This window comes from Macrococcus equi, assembly GCF_047426745.1.
GTDB classification, from domain to species: Bacteria; Bacillota; Bacilli; order Staphylococcales; family Staphylococcaceae; genus Macrococcoides; species Macrococcoides equi.
Map to the genome: position 1 here is coordinate 2,294,359 of NZ_CP179732.1, position 20,478 is coordinate 2,314,836.

16 protein-coding genes are annotated in these 20,478 nt (G+C 34.9%); 2 read left to right on the forward strand and 14 right to left on the reverse strand.

Features of this window, described 5'->3' with window-relative positions; genetic code table 11:
* Positions 1-6 precede the first annotated feature (6 nt).
* On the reverse strand, positions 7-1,935 hold the full coding sequence (gene glgB, locus ACMGE6_RS12140) for a 1,4-alpha-glucan branching protein GlgB (RefSeq protein ID WP_414053966.1): 1,929 nt from the start codon (positions 1,933-1,935) through the stop codon (positions 7-9).
* Between the two features lie 246 nt (positions 1,936-2,181).
* Between glgB and pulA the strand changes: the two genes are divergently transcribed.
* Both pulA and ACMGE6_RS12150 read left to right on the forward strand, forming a co-directional pair.
* Complete coding sequence (gene pulA, locus ACMGE6_RS12145; RefSeq protein ID WP_414053967.1) at positions 2,182-4,257, forward strand: type I pullulanase; 2,076 nt, start codon at positions 2,182-2,184, stop codon at positions 4,255-4,257.
* Positions 4,258-4,337: 80 nt separating this feature from the next.
* Positions 4,338-5,984 carry a phospho-sugar mutase gene (locus ACMGE6_RS12150; RefSeq protein ID WP_414053968.1) on the forward strand — a complete coding sequence of 549 codons (1,647 nt, stop codon included), beginning with the start codon at positions 4,338-4,340 and terminating at the stop codon, positions 5,982-5,984.
* 707 nt (positions 5,985-6,691) lie between these two features.
* Here ACMGE6_RS12150 and ACMGE6_RS12155 read toward each other — a convergent pair.
* From ACMGE6_RS12155 to lspA, 13 genes are all read right to left on the reverse strand, one after another.
* Complete coding sequence (locus ACMGE6_RS12155) at positions 6,692-7,414, reverse strand: hypothetical protein (protein WP_414053969.1); 723 nt, start codon at positions 7,412-7,414, stop codon at positions 6,692-6,694.
* 61 nt (positions 7,415-7,475) lie between these two features.
* The gene (gene pyrE / locus ACMGE6_RS12160) at positions 7,476-8,087 is read right to left on the reverse strand and encodes an orotate phosphoribosyltransferase (protein ID WP_414053970.1); all 612 of its coding nucleotides are present in this window, start codon (positions 8,085-8,087) and stop codon (positions 7,476-7,478) included.
* Complete coding sequence (pyrF, locus tag ACMGE6_RS12165) at positions 8,087-8,779, reverse strand: orotidine-5'-phosphate decarboxylase (protein WP_414047932.1); 693 nt, start codon at positions 8,777-8,779, stop codon at positions 8,087-8,089. Before pyrF ends, pyrE begins: the two co-directional genes overlap by 1 nt.
* A complete protein-coding gene (locus tag ACMGE6_RS12170; RefSeq protein ID WP_414053971.1) occupies positions 8,779-9,705 on the reverse strand; it encodes a dihydroorotate dehydrogenase in 927 nt (308 codons plus the stop codon). The genes pyrF and ACMGE6_RS12170 overlap by 1 nt, the downstream gene beginning before the upstream one ends.
* On the reverse strand, positions 9,702-10,466 hold the full coding sequence (locus tag ACMGE6_RS12175; protein WP_414048186.1) for a dihydroorotate dehydrogenase electron transfer subunit: 765 nt from the start codon (positions 10,464-10,466) through the stop codon (positions 9,702-9,704). The genes ACMGE6_RS12170 and ACMGE6_RS12175 overlap by 4 nt, the downstream gene beginning before the upstream one ends.
* Positions 10,467-10,471: 5 nt before the next feature.
* Complete coding sequence (carB, locus tag ACMGE6_RS12180) at positions 10,472-13,645, reverse strand: carbamoyl-phosphate synthase large subunit (RefSeq protein ID WP_414053972.1); 3,174 nt, start codon at positions 13,643-13,645, stop codon at positions 10,472-10,474.
* On the reverse strand, positions 13,645-14,733 hold the full coding sequence (carA, locus tag ACMGE6_RS12185; protein ID WP_414053973.1) for a glutamine-hydrolyzing carbamoyl-phosphate synthase small subunit: 1,089 nt from the start codon (positions 14,731-14,733) through the stop codon (positions 13,645-13,647). Before carA ends, carB begins: the two co-directional genes overlap by 1 nt.
* On the reverse strand, positions 14,726-16,009 hold the full coding sequence (locus tag ACMGE6_RS12190) for a dihydroorotase (RefSeq protein WP_414046722.1): 1,284 nt from the start codon (positions 16,007-16,009) through the stop codon (positions 14,726-14,728). The genes carA and ACMGE6_RS12190 overlap by 8 nt, the downstream gene beginning before the upstream one ends.
* A gap of 64 nt (positions 16,010-16,073) precedes the next feature.
* Entirely contained in the window at positions 16,074-16,952 is an 879-nt protein-coding gene (locus ACMGE6_RS12195; RefSeq protein ID WP_414053974.1) for an aspartate carbamoyltransferase catalytic subunit, read from the reverse strand.
* 20 nt (positions 16,953-16,972) lie between these two features.
* Positions 16,973-18,289, reverse strand: coding sequence for a uracil permease (gene uraA, locus ACMGE6_RS12200; RefSeq protein WP_414053975.1), 1,317 nt, complete (start codon positions 18,287-18,289; stop codon positions 16,973-16,975).
* A 104-nt stretch (positions 18,290-18,393) separates the two neighbouring features.
* On the reverse strand, positions 18,394-18,918 hold the full coding sequence (gene pyrR, locus ACMGE6_RS12205; RefSeq protein ID WP_414046725.1) for a bifunctional pyr operon transcriptional regulator/uracil phosphoribosyltransferase PyrR: 525 nt from the start codon (positions 18,916-18,918) through the stop codon (positions 18,394-18,396).
* Between the two features lie 161 nt (positions 18,919-19,079).
* On the reverse strand, positions 19,080-19,985 hold the full coding sequence (locus tag ACMGE6_RS12210; RefSeq protein ID WP_414046726.1) for an RluA family pseudouridine synthase: 906 nt from the start codon (positions 19,983-19,985) through the stop codon (positions 19,080-19,082).
* Positions 19,972-20,463, reverse strand: coding sequence for a signal peptidase II (gene lspA, locus ACMGE6_RS12215; protein ID WP_414053976.1), 492 nt, complete (start codon positions 20,461-20,463; stop codon positions 19,972-19,974). Before lspA ends, ACMGE6_RS12210 begins: the two co-directional genes overlap by 14 nt.
* Between the last annotated feature and the right edge of the window lie 15 nt (positions 20,464-20,478).

Sequence of the window (20,478 nt, forward strand, 5' to 3'; positions counted from 1 at the left end):
AATAATTTATTTTGGTGATTTTTTGCGTTCTTTTACCTTTTTATAGATAACAAATCCTAATGGTGGTATTTTCCCCTGAATAGAATGATTTAAACCATGCATCGGAAGTGGGTTTGAAAATAAATATTGAGAAATAACTTGATTTGAACCACCGTATTTTTTGGCGTCAGAATTGAACAACTCTTTATATTTACCAGGCTGTGTAACACCAATTCTAAAGTCATAATAAACTTCCGAAGAGAAATTCAATACGATCACTAATTCAGTTCCGTCCTTTGCTTTTCTAAGATAACTTAGAATGCGTTGTTGATTATTATCAGCGTCTATCCACTGAAAACCCGTAGTATCATAATCAAGTTCATATAATGCTTTTTCACGTACATATAGTTTATTGAAATCCTTGATAAACTGATGGAAACCATTATGAATAGGATATTTGAGAAGGAACCAGTCAACTTGTTCTTTATCTTTCCATTCTGCATACATCCCAATTTCACTGCCCATAAAATTCAGCTTTTTACCAGGCTGTGTTAATTGATAGCCATAAAGTAACCTTGATTGTGCGAACTTTCTCCATTCGTCTCCGGGCATTTTATCAAGCATCGATAATTTACCATGCACAACTTCATCATGTGAGAAAGGTAAAATATACTTTTCATTATATCGATACATCATCGGAAAGTTTAAGTGCGTATGATGTTGCTGTCTTTCTTCAGGATGAATCTCAAGATAATCCAGCGTATCATGCATAAAACCTAAGTCCCATTTATAATCAAAGCCAAATCCTCCTTTTTCCACCGGAGTGGTCATAGAAGTAATATCTGATGAGTCTTCAGCGATCATAATGGCATGCGGTGCTAACTTTTTAACCTGCTGATTTAATTTTTTAATAAATGCAACTGCTTCCTTATGCTCATCTGTACCTTCATCATTGTAGATTTTCTCATGAGGATGATGATTTTCAAAATTAAGGTCAGTCATACTATGCACTGCATCAACTCTTAATCCATCAATATGGTATTCATTTAACCAGAATACTGCATTAGAAATTAAAAAACTTTGAACTTCTGTACGTCCAAAATCAAAGGTTAAAGTTCCCCATCCTCGTTTTTCTGCTCGATATGGATTCTGATGTTCAAATAAAGGTGTACCATCGAACATTCGGAGACCATGATCATCCTTACAAAAATGTGCAGGAACCCAATCTAAAATTACCCCAATGTCATGTTGATGACAATAATCTACAAAGTACTTAAAATCCTGTGGTGTACCATATCTTGAAGTCGGAGCATAATAACCTGTGACCTGATATCCCCAGCTTAAGTCAAATGGATGTTCTGTAATCGGTAAAAGCTCTATGTGTGTATAACCCATTTCTTTTACATACGGTACGAGTTGTTCGGCCATTTCACGATAAGAGTAGTATGTTTTATCTGTATATGAATCAATTGTATCTTTTTCTAATCGTTCAGCATCGTGCTTTTTCCACGTTCCAAGATGTACTTCATAAATATTGCACGGCTTCATATAGTGATTTTGTTGTCTTTGTTTCGACATCCACTGCTTATCATGCCATTCATAGTCGATATTTTTGATTATAGAAGCGGTTAATGGTCTTTTTTGAGCATAAAAAGCATATGGATCTGCTTTTAAAAACGGTTCACCGTGCTCAGGTGTAATTCTATATTTGTATACAGTATCTTCTGCTACTTTAAATGTAGCTGAAAATAATCCACTATCATCGAGACGCTCTAATTTAAAATCTTTTCCCGTCCAATTATTTTTATCCATAGCAACTTCTACTTGTTTAGCATTCGGTGCCCATACAGTAAAAGTCGTTGAATGTGTATCAGCATCATAATGTGCGCCTAAAAATGAATAGGAATTATAATGGGTCCCTTGATGAAATAAATACTTATCTAAATCTGAAATCATATACTCACCCCTATCAGCCAATTTCATTAAATTTATTATATGATAATTTTGTAAAAATTACGTCAATTTGTGTAAATCTATACATAATTATTATTAATTTTTTATAAAACTATATGCAAAGTATTTTAATGACTCATATTTTTTACTGCTTCAAGTATACATCTGTTCAGATAAAAATTATAATAATATCATTTTATTTACCTCAAAACTCAAAAGTCGTTATAATAAACTCAATAGGAGGTTCTTATGAATATAGCTTATATTGATGACTTTAACTGCATTACTTTGGAAGCGGAATTTATTGAAAATCCTAATAAATCTTTTCGTTCGATTCAGCTGGTTAGCAACAAGTATATCCATACACTGAATTTATTTGATGTTATTGAAATCAATCAAACATATTATTATAAATTTAATACTGACCGCCCCATTGATATTTCCGATAAATTTTTTATTCATTGGGGACAATCAAAGATTCCTGTCATGATTGGAAAAGTTACACAGACTAAAGCATTTGAATTAAAATTTGATGCTAGTAATCATGAATATGGTGCTATCGTTAATAAGGACACGACGACATTTACAGTCTGGTCTCCAGTGGCCAAAGTTGTGAAACTTAATATTAATCAACAGGTACACACAATGGAAAAGCTTCCAGATGGGGCACACCGTATAACCCTTTATGGCAATTATCACCTTCAAAGTTATCACTATGATGCCTATATTAATCATCGATGGATTCAGGTGAATGATCCATACTCAAAAGGTTTAACACTTAACAGTAAAGAATCAGTGGTAATTGATTTTAACAAAACTTTTCTAGAGGGTTTTTCAGAAGCAATACAGCCTGATACAATGCAACAAGATGCTATTATTTACGAAGTACATGTCAGAGATATGACAATGCATCCTAATAGCGGCGTATCAGCCGACAAAAAAGGAAAGTTATTAGGATTAATTGAACCTGGAACAAAAACTCATTCCGGTGAAACAACAGGATTTGATTATATTACCTCACTAGGGGTTACACATATCGAGTTACTACCTATTAATGATTTTGCACGTGTAGATGATATAGATTTTGAACAAGCTTATAATTGGGGATATGATCCTGAATATTTCCAGACAATTGATGGCAGTTATTCAACGCGACCTGCTGACGCTGCCTATCGTATTAAGGAATTGAAACAAGTTATAAAATCATTTCATGAAAAAAGGATCGGGGTCATCCTTGATGTAGTTTTTAATCATGTCTACCATATGCCCTCTTCCGTATTTGAAAAATTAGTCCCTGGCTATTATTTCAGATATCATGATGACGGCAGAGTAAGCAACGGGACTGGCGTGGGCAATGATACAAAAACAGAACGCATTATGATGAGAAAATTTTTTATGGATACAATACAATATTTTATCAGAGAGTTCAAAATAGATGGCTTCCGCTTCGATTTAATGGGGACGATTGACATTGAAACGATGCAAAAAATAAAGCATCTTGTCTTACAAGATAATCCGAATGCATTTTTACTGGGAGAAGGATGGGATTTAGCTACGGCATTACCGAGAGAACTGAAAACAACGCATGACAATGCTTATCTAGTTCCTGAAATTCATTTTTTTAATGATTACTTCAGAGATACTTTAAAAGGGAATAATTTTAATTTAAAAGACCGAGGCTATTTTAATGGTGGCGGAAAGTTTTACGAACGCATGTTTAATTTATTTATCGGAGATAAAAACGGCCTACCACTCAATCAAACTGTTAATTATGTGGAAGTCCATGATAATCATACTTTATTTGATCGTATCAACTATACAAGTAATAAGTCTTTAGAAGATAAAAATAAAATTCATCAACTTGCAACTGTATTCACGATCCTTTCACTCGGGACCCCTTTTATTCATGCAGGACAGGAGTTTTACAGAACAAAACATGGACACGGCAATACGTATAACTTAAGTGATTTTATTAATAGAATCGATTGGAATCGACGTATAAAATATCAACAAGATATTGAAAGAATAAAGCGTGCCATCGATATACGTAACTCGCATGGCATCTTCAGGACGAAAAATCCTGAATTAGTAAAACAACGTATTATACCTATAGAACTAGAACATCCATTAATCGGAATATTACTATTTGATATTAAAAGTGAAATGATTCTATTATTTAATCCTACACCATTGCATCATATTGTGAATCTTCCAAGACTTGGTGCGTTTAAAGTTATTTTATCGAATGTGCAGAATGAAATGAGTGTAAAGCATTTTTACGATTTAAGTCCATTTGAATATGTTGTACTAAAGAAAAAATTATAACTTGATGACAGTAAAATAATTGTAAACGGCATCATTATCATGTTTAATGAAATAGATAAAAAACTTAAGGAGATGGGGACATGTCAGTACGTGAATTATGGGAATCAAATATCGAAAACAGTTTAATAACGAAAGAAGCATACAATGCAACCTCTGAAGCACTTATTGAGGATGGATATGTTGGGGCATTAGCTTTTGGAACAGCGGGTATCAGAGGGAAAATCGGACTTGGTCCTAATCGCTTGAACAAATATACTGTTCAAAAAGTAGCAACAGGACTTGCTAAATATTTAATAGAAGTGCGTGACAATCCTACTGTAGTAATTGCTTATGATACAAGACACTTCTCACCAGAGTTTTGTGATGTCATTGCCTGTGTACTTGGAAGTTACGGGGTAAAAAGTTATATTTTTGACCGCTATCATACTACACCGGAACTTTCTTTCTGTGTGAGACACTTAAAAACTGATGCTGGTGTTATGATTACTGCGAGCCATAATCCTCCTGAATATAATGGGATAAAAATATATGGTCCGGATGGTGGACAACTCGCACTTGAAGGTGCAGCAATTGTGAGTGAACATATCGATAAAATCGATGATGTATTTAATTTACAAACTGAAGAAAAAGAAGTTTTACTTAACAAAGGCTTAATTGAATATGTGGACAAAAAAGTCATCGATGCATATAAACATGAAGTACTGGACTTAATCAAAGAAATTCCTACTTCTGATTTAAAAGTAGTCTTCACTAGTTTACATGGTACAAGTGTTCCAATTGTTCCTGAAATATTAGACGCGTTAAACTTCAATCAATACACATTAGTTGAAGAACAGTCTATTCCTGATGCTGATTTTTCATCTGTAAAATCAGCAAATCCTGAAGATCATGATGCATTCGACATGGCGGTAGAATACGCTAAAAAAAGTGGAGCTGATCTTTTAATAGCTACTGATCCTGATGCAGATAGAATGGGTATCGTCGCTCAAGTTAATGGAGAATTCCACTACTTTAATGGCAATCAAATAGGTGCGTTATTATTAAATTATAGAATTCAATCGACATCTGATATTCAAAATCGTGCTGCTGTAAAATCAATTGTTACAAGTGAATTAGGGAAAGTTATTGCTGAGAAAAACAATGTTAAGATGTTTGACGTCTTAACTGGATTTAAATTTATAGCAGAAAAAATTGCAACATTTGAGGAGCAAAATGACTACCACTATATCTTCGGATATGAAGAAAGTTACGGTTATATGGCTGGCCCATTTGTCAGAGATAAAGACGCTGTTCAAATCGTACCTCTTATCGTTAAATACGCGAGTGAATTAAAGAACCAAGGTAAAACAATCGTTGATGCAATGAATGAAATTTATCAACAGTACGGTAAGTATCAGGAAAAATTATTCTCACATACTTTTGAAGGTCAGGAAGGTAAAGCAAAGATAGATCAAATTATGGCTACAAATAGAGATGCAGCGCCTAAAGAAATTGCTGGATTAAAAGTCATAAAAATTGAAGATTTTCTAAAACAAAAATGTATTTCTGCTGAAGGTGAAACGCCTATTGCTTTACCACAGGCAAACGTATTAAAGTTTTATTTTGAAGAAGGCTGGATTGCTCTTCGACCTTCTGGAACAGAACCTAAGATCAAACTATATGTATCTATGATATCTGATGACATTGACTCAATCGCAAATAAAATCAATGATGAAATCTTTGGATAAGAATCCTAATAAGTAGATATTACTGTGTTACATGATCCTTTATTAAGTATTAATATTTTACCCTGCAAAATTGATATTCAATTTTGCAGGGTATTTTTTTGATACTTATGATAAAAGCTGTTAGATCGCATTTTCTTTGATTTTGCGAACTAACATAAGTGATTTAGTTATTTTTTTTCATTTTTAATCTCAACATATCCAGTTAGTTCGCATTTCCTTTGTTTATGCGAACTAACTTAAGTGATTTAGATAGTTTTTTACGTTTTTAATCTCAACATATCCAGTTAGTTTGCATTTCCTTTGTTTATGCGAACTAACTTAAGTGATTTTGATATTTTTTTACGTTTTTAATCTCAACATATCCAGTTAGTTCGCATTTCCTTTGTTTATGCGAACTAACTTAAGTGATTTAGATAGTTTTTTACGTTTTTAATCTCAAAATATCCAGTTAGTTCGCATTTCCTTTATTTATGCGAACTAACTTAAGTGATTTAGTTATTTTTTTTCATTTTTAATCTCAACATATCCAGTTAGTTCGCATTTCCTTTATTTATGCGAACTAACTTTAGATAATTAGATATTTTTTAGAGATAATTAAACATAAAAAAACAGCTAGTTCACAATTTCTTTATTTTTCCGAACTAACTGGACCTCTCATTGAGTTTCATAAAACTTTAGCGTAAGACTCGTCGCTTTCTAAAAATGCATCATTGTATATGTTCAAATTTAAAGAAATTGAGCCATGCAATATCTTTAGATATATAAATGTATACAACCATAATTATAACAAAAGTAATATGCAGAGGAAATACATCGATCTCTATATTATTCATCTCACGATATTTCATGAATAATTTAAATGGTATCGTCATTATAATAATAAATCTTATGACATAAAACATAATTGAAACTTCGGGAGTTATAAGCAGTGCAATGAATTCAAATATCACAAATAAGTTATAGATTGTATAATAACTGATGGTATCAACAAAAACTTTATAATAGTTATTAGTACGATTCAAAGCAACCATCTGAATCAAATATGTAAAAAAAATCGCAAGCATTGAAAAAACTGTTCCACTTACAATCATTTTAACACCACTCGAAAGATTAAACTGTGCAGTATGAAATGCACCCAATATAAAAATGAGCACTAAATATAATAAAAAATTTAAAAATGCAAAGAAAAAATACTTCCCGCTTTTTGGATTATCAATAATTTTATTGGGCATGGCAATTGTACGATATACATAGTTAAAAAATGAATCTATATGATAATCAAAATCTTTAATTGGTTTTTTTACCTGAGCAATTAATTTATTTTTAGTAAATTTTTCTCTTTTATCATTTTCTGTATCAATTCTTTTCTTATCTGTCACATGTACAGGATTTTTTATAAACTTATTAATATGTCCCCATTTGTTTGTCATGCAATGCACCCCACAAAAAAGCTGTTTAATGTAAGTATACATTAAACAGCTATATTTAACATTATAAAGCGTTACGCCATGCAACAAGTCCTTCAATATCTGTTGCTTCAATTTTGTTCATCTCTTTAGCAACTTCTACTAATGTATCAAAGTCGCTTAACGTATAATATTCATAACCACTTTCATTTAAGCGTTCTTTCCCCTTATTAAGGTTGTATGTGAATATAGCAACAATACCTAATACATCTGCTCCAGCTGCCTTTAAAGCGTCACATGCTTCAATGGCTGATCCTCCAGTTGAGATTAAGTCTTCTACTACAACAACTTTTTGGCCAGGTTTGACTAAACCTTCAATCTGATTGCCTTTTCCGTGTTTCTTACTTGATGAACGTACGTAGCTCATTGGTAGATTCATCTTTTGAGAAAGAAATGCTGCATGTGGAATACCAGCCGTTGCTGTACCAGCAATCACATTAACATCACTAAAATGTTTTTCAACCAATGTTTTAAGTCCTTCTGCAATTTCATCCCGAACAGCCGGATAGCTCATTGTAAGACGATTATCGCAATAAATTGGACTTTTAATTCCAGATGACCATGTAAACATGTCATGTGGCTGTAAAGATACTGCTTCAATTTCAAGTAATGATTTTGCAATTTTTTGTTCTAACATTACATTTCCCACGCTTTCTTGATTAATTCGTATTTTTCAACTGGATTCGCATCCTGTGTTATGGAACGTCCTACTACGATATGTGTTGAACCATTTGCTTTTGCAGTCTCAGGTGTTGCAATTCTAATTTGATCGCCTTTTGCATCTTGTAATGTGCGAATTCCCGGTGTAACTTTCAAGAAATCTTTGCCTACTGCATCTGTAATTAATTGGCTTTCATTAGGTGAGCATACTACACCATCAAGACCTGATTGATGTGCTAACTGTGCATAGTTAATGATTGAATCATTAATACTACCTTGTATGTTTTGTTCACGATTCATCATCGCTTCGCTTGTCGATGTCAATTGTGTCACAGCAATGAGTAATGCATCACTACCACTTTCACGTAATCCTTCTAATGCACTTTTCATCATAATTGAACCACCAGCAGCATGAACATTGACTAACTGAATATCTAATTTTCCTAATCCTTTCATGGCTTGACCAACTGTATTAGGAATATCATGTAATTTTAAATCAAGAAAGATATCATGTCCCATCGCTCGAATCTGTTTAATAATATCTGGTCCATTTTGTAAATATAATTCCATGCCCACTTTAACAAAAAGTGATGTATTAAATTGCTTCAAAAATCTATTTACTTCATCCATCGATTTAAAATCTAGTGCTATTATAGGATTAGTGTTCATTATTTTGCCTCCAACGCTTTAATTGTACGACCCTTTAATTCATGAATATGATGCACACCGAGTTTATCTAAGTAAGCTGGTAGATTATTGATGATATCTACACAAACTGTTGGGTTCTGAAAGTTTGCTGTCCCAACTGCTACAGCATCAGCACCAACGGATATAAAGTCTATAACATCCTGAGCATCCGTTACGCCACCCATTGCAATAATTGGAAAGTTCGGCAATGCCTTACGCACTTCAAAAACCATTCGCATAGCTACTGGTTTGATAGCTGGTCCACTTAGACCACCAATCGTATTCGCAATGATAGGTGCACCTGTTTTCTCATTTACTCTCAACCCTACTAATGTATTAATCATCGTGATGCCATCAGCATGTTCTGCCACAGCGACTGCCATATCGACGATATTTGTTACATTCGGTGACAACTTCACATAGACCGGTACAGACGAAACAGCTTTTACTTTTTTAGTTAGTTCTGCTGCTGTTTTTGGATCAGTACCAAACTGTATACCACCTTCTTTTACATTTGGGCAGCTAATATTAAGCTCCAAAGCTTTAACATTCGGTGATTTTGAAATTTTTTCAGCAACTTCTACATAATCTTCAACTTTTGATCCGGCTACATTTGCAATAATCGGTGTTTCAAATTGCTCCAGCCATTTCAATTCATGATGAATGATATGATCTACTCCGGGATTTTGTAGTCCAATCGCATTTATCATTCCACTTGATGTTTCCGCAACACGAGGTGTAGGATTACCGAAACGAGATTGCGGTGTCGCTGCTTTGATCATAATTGCTCCTAATTCATTCAAATCATAAAAGTTCGCAAATTCTTTACCGAATGCAAAACAACCACTTGCCGGCATAATTGGATTTTTTAATTCTAAGCCTGGTAATGAGATATTCAATCGACTCATAATGCTAATGCTCCTTTCTCAAACACTGGACCATCTGTACAAATTTTTACATAGCCTGCTTCATTGTCTGCTTCGCATACACAAGCGTAACATGCACCTATACCGCAACCCATGCGTTCTTCTAAAGATACATAACCTGGTGTGTCAGGCAATGACTGCTCAATAGCTTTAATCATTACGATTGGACCACATGTATAGAAAGTATCATAAGTTTTGGGTAATGCTTGAATGACATCTGTAACAAATCCTTTAGTACCAAATGAGCCATCTACAGTTGCAACGTGTGTTTCTCCTAACTGACTAAACTCATCTAGGTAGAACATATCTTCTTTTGATTGAAATCCTAGAACGTGAATCGTTTTGATACCACGTGCATTGAGTTGCTTCGATAATTCATATAATGGTGGAACACCAATTCCTCCACCTATTAACAGGGCAGTTTCTTTTGCAGCATCTACCGGAAAACCATGTCCTAGTGGCGCTAAAATATCTACGGTATCATTTTGTTTTAATTTCGACAGTGCCATCGTGCCTTTACCTTCGGCACGATATAGACATGTCAATGTATGGTGTGTTTGATCAACCGAGCAAATAGAAATGGGACGACGAAGCATAAATTCTGAAGAATTCCCTACTCGAATATGAACGAATTGTCCAGGTGTTGTCATTTCTTTTGTTATTTGACCTTCAAGCACGATTTCATATATGTTTCTTGCAATACTTCTTTGACTAACGACTCTCATTTCTTCCTGCATCGTGATCCCTCCTACATTTGGTTCATATTAAACGTCATACTTTCGATGACTTCGATTAACGCTCTTGCTGTATCTAATGACGTTAAACATGGAACACCATTGTCTACAGAGTCACGTCTGATCTGGAATCCATCACGTTCAGTTTGTTTACCATTCGTCATCGTATTGATAACAATCTGAACATGTCCGTCACGAATCACATCTAATAAATTGAATTCTGTACCGATTTTACTTACTTCAACGGCAGGTATATTATTCTCTTTAAGTAATTTCGCTGTACCACTTGTAGCCATAATACGATAACCAATTTCGTGTAAACGCTTAGCAAGTCCTAACGCTTCCTGTTTATCTTTATCTGCTACAGTAATTAATGCTGTCCCGTGATCTTTAACTTGTAAACCACTTGCTACTAAACCTTTATATAACGCTTTTTCTAATGTAACATCTTTCCCCATCACTTCCCCAGTTGATTTCATTTCTGGTCCTAATGTAATATCAACATTTTTAAGTTTAGAGAAACTGAATACTGGTGCTTTTACAAACACACCTTCTTTAAATGGAACTAACCCTTCTTTAAATCCCTTATCAAGTAATGATTCTCCCAGAATGCCCTTCATCGCAATATTTGCCATCGGTACATCTGTAATCTTACTTAAAAATGGTACAGTACGAGATGCACGCGGATTCACTTCTAACACATAGACTTCTTCATCAGCGATAACGAACTGGATATTTAAAAGTCCAACAATTTCTAATCCATGTGCTAAACGTGTTGTATAATCAACTAAAGTATCTATTTGTTTTTGTGTTAATGTTTGTGGTGGATAAACTGCAATAGAGTCCCCTGAGTGAACACCCGCACGTTCGATATGTTCCATAATCCCAGGAATAACAACTGTCTTACCGTCACAGATAGCATCAACTTCAATTTCCTTACCTGTTAAGTAACGGTCAATCAATACTGGATGTTCAGGACTAGCTTTTACAGCACGATTCATATAATCCACAAGTTCTGATTCATTATAAACAATTTCCATTGCACGACCACCTAATACATATGACGGACGCACAAGTACCGGATATCCTATATAATTTGCATTATCCACAGCTTCTTCAACAGATGTTGCAGTTTTTCCTAAAGGTTGTGGAATTTCAATTTTCTGCATTAATGCTTCAAATTCTTTACGATCTTCAGCTCTATCTAAGTTTTCTAAGGATGTACCTAATACCTTCACACCGTATTTTGTTAATTTTTCAGCTAAATTAATCGCTGTTTGACCACCAAACTGAACAACAACGCCTTCAGGTTGTTCTAAATTGATAATATTCATTACATCTTCTTCCGTTAGTGGTTCGAAGTAAAGTTTATCTGAGATTGAGAAATCTGTTGATACAGTTTCTGGGTTATTATTGATAATGATTGCTTCATAACCCATTTCACGAATCGCCCATACGGCATGAACTGTAGCATAGTCAAACTCTACACCTTGACCGATACGAATTGGTCCTGAGCCTAAAACGATGACTTTCTTCTTATCACTCACAATCGATTCATTCTCTGATTCATACGTTCCGTAGAAGTAAGGTGTATGTGATTCAAACTCAGAGGCACATGTATCAACCATCTTAAAGACCGGATTGATATTATTTGCCTGGCGTAAATCATATACTTCACGTTCGGTCATATTCCAGCGATGTGCAATGACACGGTCACTGAAGCCATATTTTTTAGCCCATTCTAATCGATCGATATCTCCGATGTGTTCTTTTAAATCATGCTCAATATCAATGATATGCTGGAATTTGTTTAAGAAGAAATAGTCAATCTTAGTCCATTCATGAATAGCTTCTAATGAAATACCACGGCGAATTGCTTCCCCAATGAAGAATAAACGCTCATCATCTTGTTCTTTAATACGTTTTTCAATAAAATCAAGTTCAAAATTTTCACCATTTGGTAAACCTAGATGATGCACACCATATTCTAATGAGCGAATCGCTTTAAGTAATGATTCTTCATAAGTACGACCAATTGCCATAACTTCACCAGTCGCTTTCATCTGAGTACCTAACACACGCTCACCTTTCTCAAATTTATCAAATGGGAAACGTGGAATTTTTGATACGACATAGTCCAATGCTGGTTCAAATGCAGCGTAACTAGTACCTGTGACAGGATTAAGCATTTCATCTAACGTTAATCCTACTGCAATTTTCGCAGCAAGTTTCGCAATTGGATAACCTGTTGCTTTAGATGCTAATGCTGATGAACGAGATACACGTGGGTTAACTTCGATAATATAGTAATTGAATGAATGTGGATCTAAAGCTAATTGAACGTTACATCCTCCTTCAATTTTTAAGGCACGGATGATTCGTAGTGATACATCACGTAACATATGATATTCTTTATCACTTAATGTTTGTGATGGTGCAACGACAATTGAGTCACCTGTATGAATACCCACCGGATCAATATTTTCCATGTTACATACAACGATGGCATTATCATTTGAATCGCGCATTACTTCATATTCAATTTCTTTATAACCTGCGATTGATTTTTCGATTAAACATTGTGTAACCGGTGAATATTTTAGACCATTCGTTACTATTTCGATTAATTCTGGTTCATCATGACAAATACCACCACCAGTGCCCCCCATCGTAAATGCAGGACGGACAATCACTGGATAACCAATTTCGTTTGCAAAATCAACAGCTTGCTCAACTGTATTGACAATATCACTTTCTGGAACAGGTACATCTAATTCGTACATTAAACTTCTGAATAAATCACGATCTTCCGCCTGGTTAATTGAAGATAACTCAGTACCTAAAAGTTTTACATTATTTTCTTCTAGAATACCTGCTTCTTCTAATTGTACTGCCATATTTAAACCTGTCTGCCCTCCTAAAGTTGGTAGAAGTGCGTCCGGTTGTTCTTTACGAATAATTCGAGCAACGAAGTCTAAAGTTAATGGTTCAATATATACTTTATCCGCAATTTCTGTATCCGTCATAATTGTTGCCGGATTTGAGTTAACTAGAATTACTTTGTATCCTTCTTCTTTTAAGGCAAGACATGCTTGTGTACCTGCGTAGTCAAATTCTGCTGCTTGACCGATAATGATTGGACCTGAACCAATCACTAAAATTGTTTTAATATCATTACGTTTAGGCATTATTTCGCACGCTCCTTATTTGTTTTCATCAATTCAATAAATTCATCAAATAAATAATTTGGATCATGAGGTCCAGGTGACGCTTCCGGGTGATATTGAACAGAGAAGGCAGGTAATGTTTTATGTTTTACCCCTTCAACTGTACCGTCGTTTAACGCCACATGTGTAATTTCTAAATCTGTATTTTCAATAGAATCTGCATCAACTGCATATCCATGGTTTTGAGAAGTTATTTCAATTTTACCTGTTGCTAAATTCTTAACAGGATGGTTAGCGCCACGATGACCGAATTTCAGTTTAAATGTCGTAGCCCCACAAGCTAAACTAAATAGTTGATGTCCTAAGCAGATACCAAAGAATGGTACTTTACCTAAAATACCTTTAATCATTTCAATCCCTTGAGTAACGACTTCAGGATTACCTGGCCCATTTGAAAGCATCACACCGTCAGGTTGTACACGTAATATTTCTTCAGCAGATGTTGTGTAAGGCATTACAGTTACATCACATCCACGAAGATTTAATTCACGAACGATATTTTCTTTTTTACCGAAGTCAATTAATACTACTCGTAAATCACTACCTGTAGAGATATATGGCGTTTTTGTTGAAACTTGAGCTACCTCATCTGTCGGTAATACTGTAGTTTTTAGTGATTCAATCGTTGCATCGATTTTTGATGCATCGTTAATTATTGCCGCTTTTAATACACCGTGCTGGCGAATAATACGTGTAAGTTTGCGTGTATCTACACCATCAATACCAGGTACATCATAACTTTTTAAAGTTTCATCTAAGTTTGCAGTGTTTCTGAAATTACTTGGATAGTCACATAATTCACGTATCACCATACCTTTTAATGAAGGATTTAACGTTTCAAAGTCGTCACGGTTAATACCATAATTACCGATTAACGGATAAGTAAAGGTAATTATTTGCCCGGTATATGATGGATCAGATAAGGTCTCCTGATAACCTGTCATTGCTGTATTAAATACAATTTCACCTACTACTTCTTTCTCACTACCAAATGCATAGCCATTAAATACTGTTCCATCTTCTAATACTAAATATCTCTTATTACGCATGATGTGCCCCCTCATAAGCAATTTTTCCTTCAACAAATGTTCTTGTAATATTTCCATAAACCTTTTCACCGATAAATGGTGTATTGCTTGATTTTGATAAGAAATCTTCTGCTTTAATTTCGTATTCCTGATCTAAATCAATGACTGTAATATCTGCAACACTTCCTACTTCTAGTGATTTTCCGTAAGGTAAATTAAAGACTTCCCCTGGTTTTACAGCAAGATAGTCGATTAACTGCTGTAAAGTCCAGTCACCATTTTTTACGAACTTTGTATAAAGTAATGGGAATGCTGTTTCACTACCTACAATTCCAAAAGGTGCTTTTGTCATCGGTTGTGCTTTTTCTTCTGCCGCATGTGGCGCATGATCGGTAGCAATGAAGTCAATCGTTCCATCTAATAATGCTTCAATTAATGCTTCATGATCTTCTTTCGCTCTTAAAGGTGGGTTCATTTTTAAAATTGCATCATCTTTAGTAATTACTTCTTCATTTAATAATAAATGATGTGGCGTAACCTCAGCTGTTACACGAATACCCGCACGTTTTGCATCACGAATAACACGCACACTTTCTTTACTTGAAACATGACACACGTGATAATGACAACCTGCCGCTTCAGCAAGCAAAACATCACGCGCAATTTGAACAGCTTCACAAATTGAAGGAATACCAGGAATATCTAACGCCTTGCTTACTTTACCTTCATGCATCGCTCCACCATAGATTAATGAGTTATCCTCACAATGTGCAACAATTGCCATATCAAGCGCTGCTGCCTGCTGCATAGCTTCATACATTACTGATGCTGTTTGAACACCTACCCCGTCATCAGTAAATGCAAATGCACCATGTTCTTTAAGAGCTTTAAAATCAACAAGCTCTTCACCAACTTGTCGTATTGTAATCGAAGCATATGGTAACACACGAACTTTAGCATTCTTTTCGATAGATGCATTTAATGCATCTAAATGCTCAACTGTATCTGGAACCGGACGAGTATTTGGCATCGGACAAACAGTTGTAAATCCACCTCTCGCTGCAGCAGCAGTACCTGTTTCAATCGTTTCTTTATGTTCACCACCTGGTTCACGTAGATGTACATGCACATCTACAAAGCCCTGAGATACAAATTGTCCTTCTAAATCGATAATTTCAGAATTATAAACATTTAGTTTTTCACCGATTTCTGAAATTTTTCCATCCTCTATACGAATATCACGTTGTTGTAATTCACCGTTAATTAATATTTTTCCGCCTCTAAGTAATGTCGACATAATTTGCACTCCTTAATTTTTATTTACCTTTATTCTATACTTTTTAGAGATATATTACACTTTATTACTGGTTAGCTTCAATGACCTGCGCTAATATACTCATTCGCGTGTACACACCATTTGTCATTTGTTTAAAAATTCTTGACTTAGGTGCTTCTACTAGCTCACTTGTTATTTCAACGTCTCTGTTCACTGGAGCAGGATGTAAAATAATTGCATCATCTTTTAATTTATTATAACGTTCACTATTTAGTCCGTACTGAGCATTGTATTCTTCCTTTGTATATGATGCGCTTTTTTCATGTCTTTCATGTTGTACTCTAAGTAACATACATACATCAACCTCATCGATGATTTTGTCAATATTTACGTATTCAGCAGGAAGTGAATGATCCATCCATTCCTCAGGCGCCACAAATTTCACTTCAGCTCCAAGTCTTGTAAGTGCATGGTAATTACTTCTCGCAACGCGGGAATTTAATATATCACCACATATCACGACTTTTAATCCTTCAAACTTTTTAAATTCTTCATAAATAGTCATTAAATCTAGTAAGCATTGTGTAGGATGCTGACCAGAACCATCCCCACCATTGACAATTGGTATGTTTAAGCCCTTGAGATTACGGTAGTAATCATTTTCTGGATGGCGAATCACTAGTACATTGCAACCGATACTTTCCATCGTCTTACAAGTATCGTATAGACTTTCACCCTTAGAAACTGATGAAGTTCCTGTTTCAAATGGGATGACCTGCATGCCCAGTTTACGTTCAGCTACTTCGAAAGAACATTTTGTGCGTGTAGAATTTTCAAAGAATAGATTGGCTGCAAAGATGTCCGGAAATTTTTCTGTTTTTCCATTTTTAATATCTATTGCGCGTTGTATTGTCGTCATGATTTCTTCGTTAGTTAGTTCAGTAATTGAGTGTAAATAATTCATCCGATCCACCTCTTTATTAGTTAATAATCTTCATGAGTTTGAGATTCAGGTAAAATTGCGTTTAACAGAATACCAGCTAGTGCAGCTAGCGCCATCCCTTCAATATTTAAATTAATTTTTCCAAATGATAAATCTAAATGTGCTTTACCTATACCTAATACTAAAATGACTGACGCAATCACGAGATTACGTTTATCTCCAAAATCAACTTTAGATTCAACAAGCATACGTAAACCGCTTGATGCGATAATCCCGAATAATAAAATTGAAACACCACCCATAACTGGTGTTGGAATACTTGATACAAGCGCAGTAAACTTACCTACAAAACCTAAGATTAATGCAAGTACTGCTGCACCACCAATTACCCAAACACTGTAAATTCTAGTAATTGCAAGCACACCGATATTTTCGCCGTATGTTGTACTTGGTGGACCACCGATGATTGATGCAAGCATTGTTGAAACGCCGTCACCAATTAAGCTGCGATGTAACCCTGGATCTTTGAAGAAATTGCGACCCACAATCTTATTAATAACCACCTGATGACCGATATGCTCACTTACCGTTACAAAAACGATTGGAAGCATAATAAGAATCAACATCCAGTCAAATGAAGGTGTGTAACTTACAAACGGAACATGCACATCAGGTAACTGGAACCATTTTGCTTTCTGAATACCAGAAAAATCTACGATACCAGTTATTACTGCAGAGATATAACCAACGATAATCCCCATTAATACCGGGATGATTGATAAGAACCCTTTCGCAATGACAGAGAATAAAATAACAGTAAATAAAGTAACTGCTGCAACTATAATATATTTGAAGTTATACCCTTCCATCGTTCCGCTGTTTGTATACATCGCCATATTGACAGCAACAGGCGCAAGTCCTAAGCCGATTACCATGATAACAGGACCAACAACGACAGGTGGTAATAACTTAAGTAACCAGTTCGTGCCGACAGCTTTGATAATTAAGCCAATGATGACATACATTAATCCACTCATGAAAAGTGCCATTAACATTTCGCCAAGACTATGTGTTTTCAAGCCAATAATAATCGGATTAATAAAGGCAAAACTTGAACCTAAGTATGCCGGAATCTTTCCTTTAGTAATTAAAAGATATAGTAAGGTACCTAGACCTGATGCAATTAACGCAGCAGAGACCGGTAAACCTGTTAAAAATGGCACAAGCACTGTTGCACCAAACATTGCAAATAAATGCTGGGAGCTCAGTAGTATCCATTCACTTGATTTTGGTTTTTCATGAACATCAAGTATTGGTTCGACTGTTCTTTCATAAATCTCATCATTTTCATTTTTCATTTTGCTTTCCTCCATAAAAAAAGTCTCTTTGCAAATGCAAAGAGACTTAAGTGTCTGTTACTCACTTAAACCCTTTGCAGGTGTCTCGCACCAACTTAAAAGAGTTATTTAATATATACTTGTGTACGTTCATCAATTTCATCTAATAAAACGATGACTTCTTCAGATGTAGATGTTGGAATATTTTTCCCAATAAAATCAGCTCGAATCGGTAACTCTCTATGACCGCGATCAACAAGTGTTGCTAAACTAATGCGTTTTGGACGAACGTGATCTAAGATTGCATCTAGAGATGCACGGACTGTTCTACCTGTATATAGCACATCATCAATAATCACCACATGTTGATTGTTCATGTCAGTATCAATTTCATACGCTATAACGTCTGAGCTTATTCTATCTGTTTTATCGTCACGATAATGTGTAACATCTAATATACCGGTTGGTACCTTTACACCATCAATGCGTTCAATTTTAGATTGAATTCGATTAGCCAGGTAAATACCACGTGTTCTGATACCTAGAAGTACTAATTGATCAGCACCCTTGTTATTCTCTAAAATTTCATGAGCAATACGTGTTAAAGTACGATCGACTGCCTTATCATCTAATACGATTCTTTTATCCACATTAATTCCTCCTCAAAAAATCCTCACGTCAAATAGACGTGAGGATCCCTCGACGCCTTATAAGCCTCTCTGGACTTATTTAAAAGCATTAACGTGTGATTTATTTAATATAATAATAGCATTCTCAAAATGAATGTCAACAAACTATGAAAAATTACATTTTATTTTCTAAGCTTCGTTAAAATTTCTTCAAAATACTCTGGAAGTGGTGCTTGACGTTCAATATACTCACCTGTTACCGGATGCTCAAAACCTAATACGCCTGCATGTAATGCCTGTCCGCCAATATCCATTGTTTTCTTAGGTCCATATTTAGGATCACCTACTAATGGGAAGCCGATATGTTTCATATGTACACGAATTTGGTGTGTTCGTCCTGTTTCCAGTACACATTCCACTAACGTATATTTATCAAAAGTTTCAATAACATTAAAATGTGTCACTGCTTGTTTACCATTATCCACGATTGCCATCTCCTGACGATCGCGAACGTTACGCCCAATCGGAGCATCAATTGTTCCAAATTCATGCGGAATTACTCCATGAACAAGCGCTGTATATTTACGTGTTACAGTTTTATCAACAAGTTGCTCAACTAACCCACGGTGCGCAACATCATTTTTAGCGATCATCAATAATCCTGAAGTATCCTTATCAATACGGTGTACAATACCTGGTCGTATCTCACCATTGATACCTGATAAATCTTTAATTGCAAACATTAATCCATTCACTAATGTTCCATTCGGATGACCAGGCGCAGGATGAACAACCATACCTTTAGGTTTATAGACAATGGCTACATCCTTATCTTCATAATAAATATCCAGTCCTAAATCTTCAGCTTGTAAATCAATCTCTTCCACTGGTTTTTCAGTGACAATAATTTCATCATCAATTCGTAATTTATAATTAGATTTAACAGGCTTACCGTTCACTACTACCAGCCCAAGTTTAATCCAATCCTGAATTTGATTACGTGACCAATCTTCATTCATATCAGTTAAATAACGGTCAATTCTAGTTCCTACTTCTTCTTCTTCAATTAAAAAATTATATGTTTCCATTTCGTTTCTCCTCTTTTTGGTTAAATAGCATATCGTAGAGTAAAACGATGACTCCAATTGTTAAGCAGCTATCCGCTATATTAAAAATCGGAAAATCATAATTAATGATTTTAGTATCAATAAAGTCTACAACATTACCTCTAAATAATCGGTCAATAAAATTACCGATAGCACCTGCAAAAATAAGTGTCAAACCTAACTGCATAATAGGATTATATAACGCTTCTTTGTAATAAAAAAATACAATCGCAAAAAGCACGATAACAGTAATTACATAGAAGAAAATCATTTGATTTTGTAACATTCCCCATGCAGCACCATGATTTCTGTGAGAAGTAATTTCTAAAATGTCGCCAATAACAGAAATACTATCTCCGATCTTCATCGTTTTAACAATAATATATTTTGTCAGCTGATCCATTGCGATTAAAAAAAATGCAAGTACTGACATTAATGTGATGTTATATCGTTTATTCATAATTTCACTCCAATC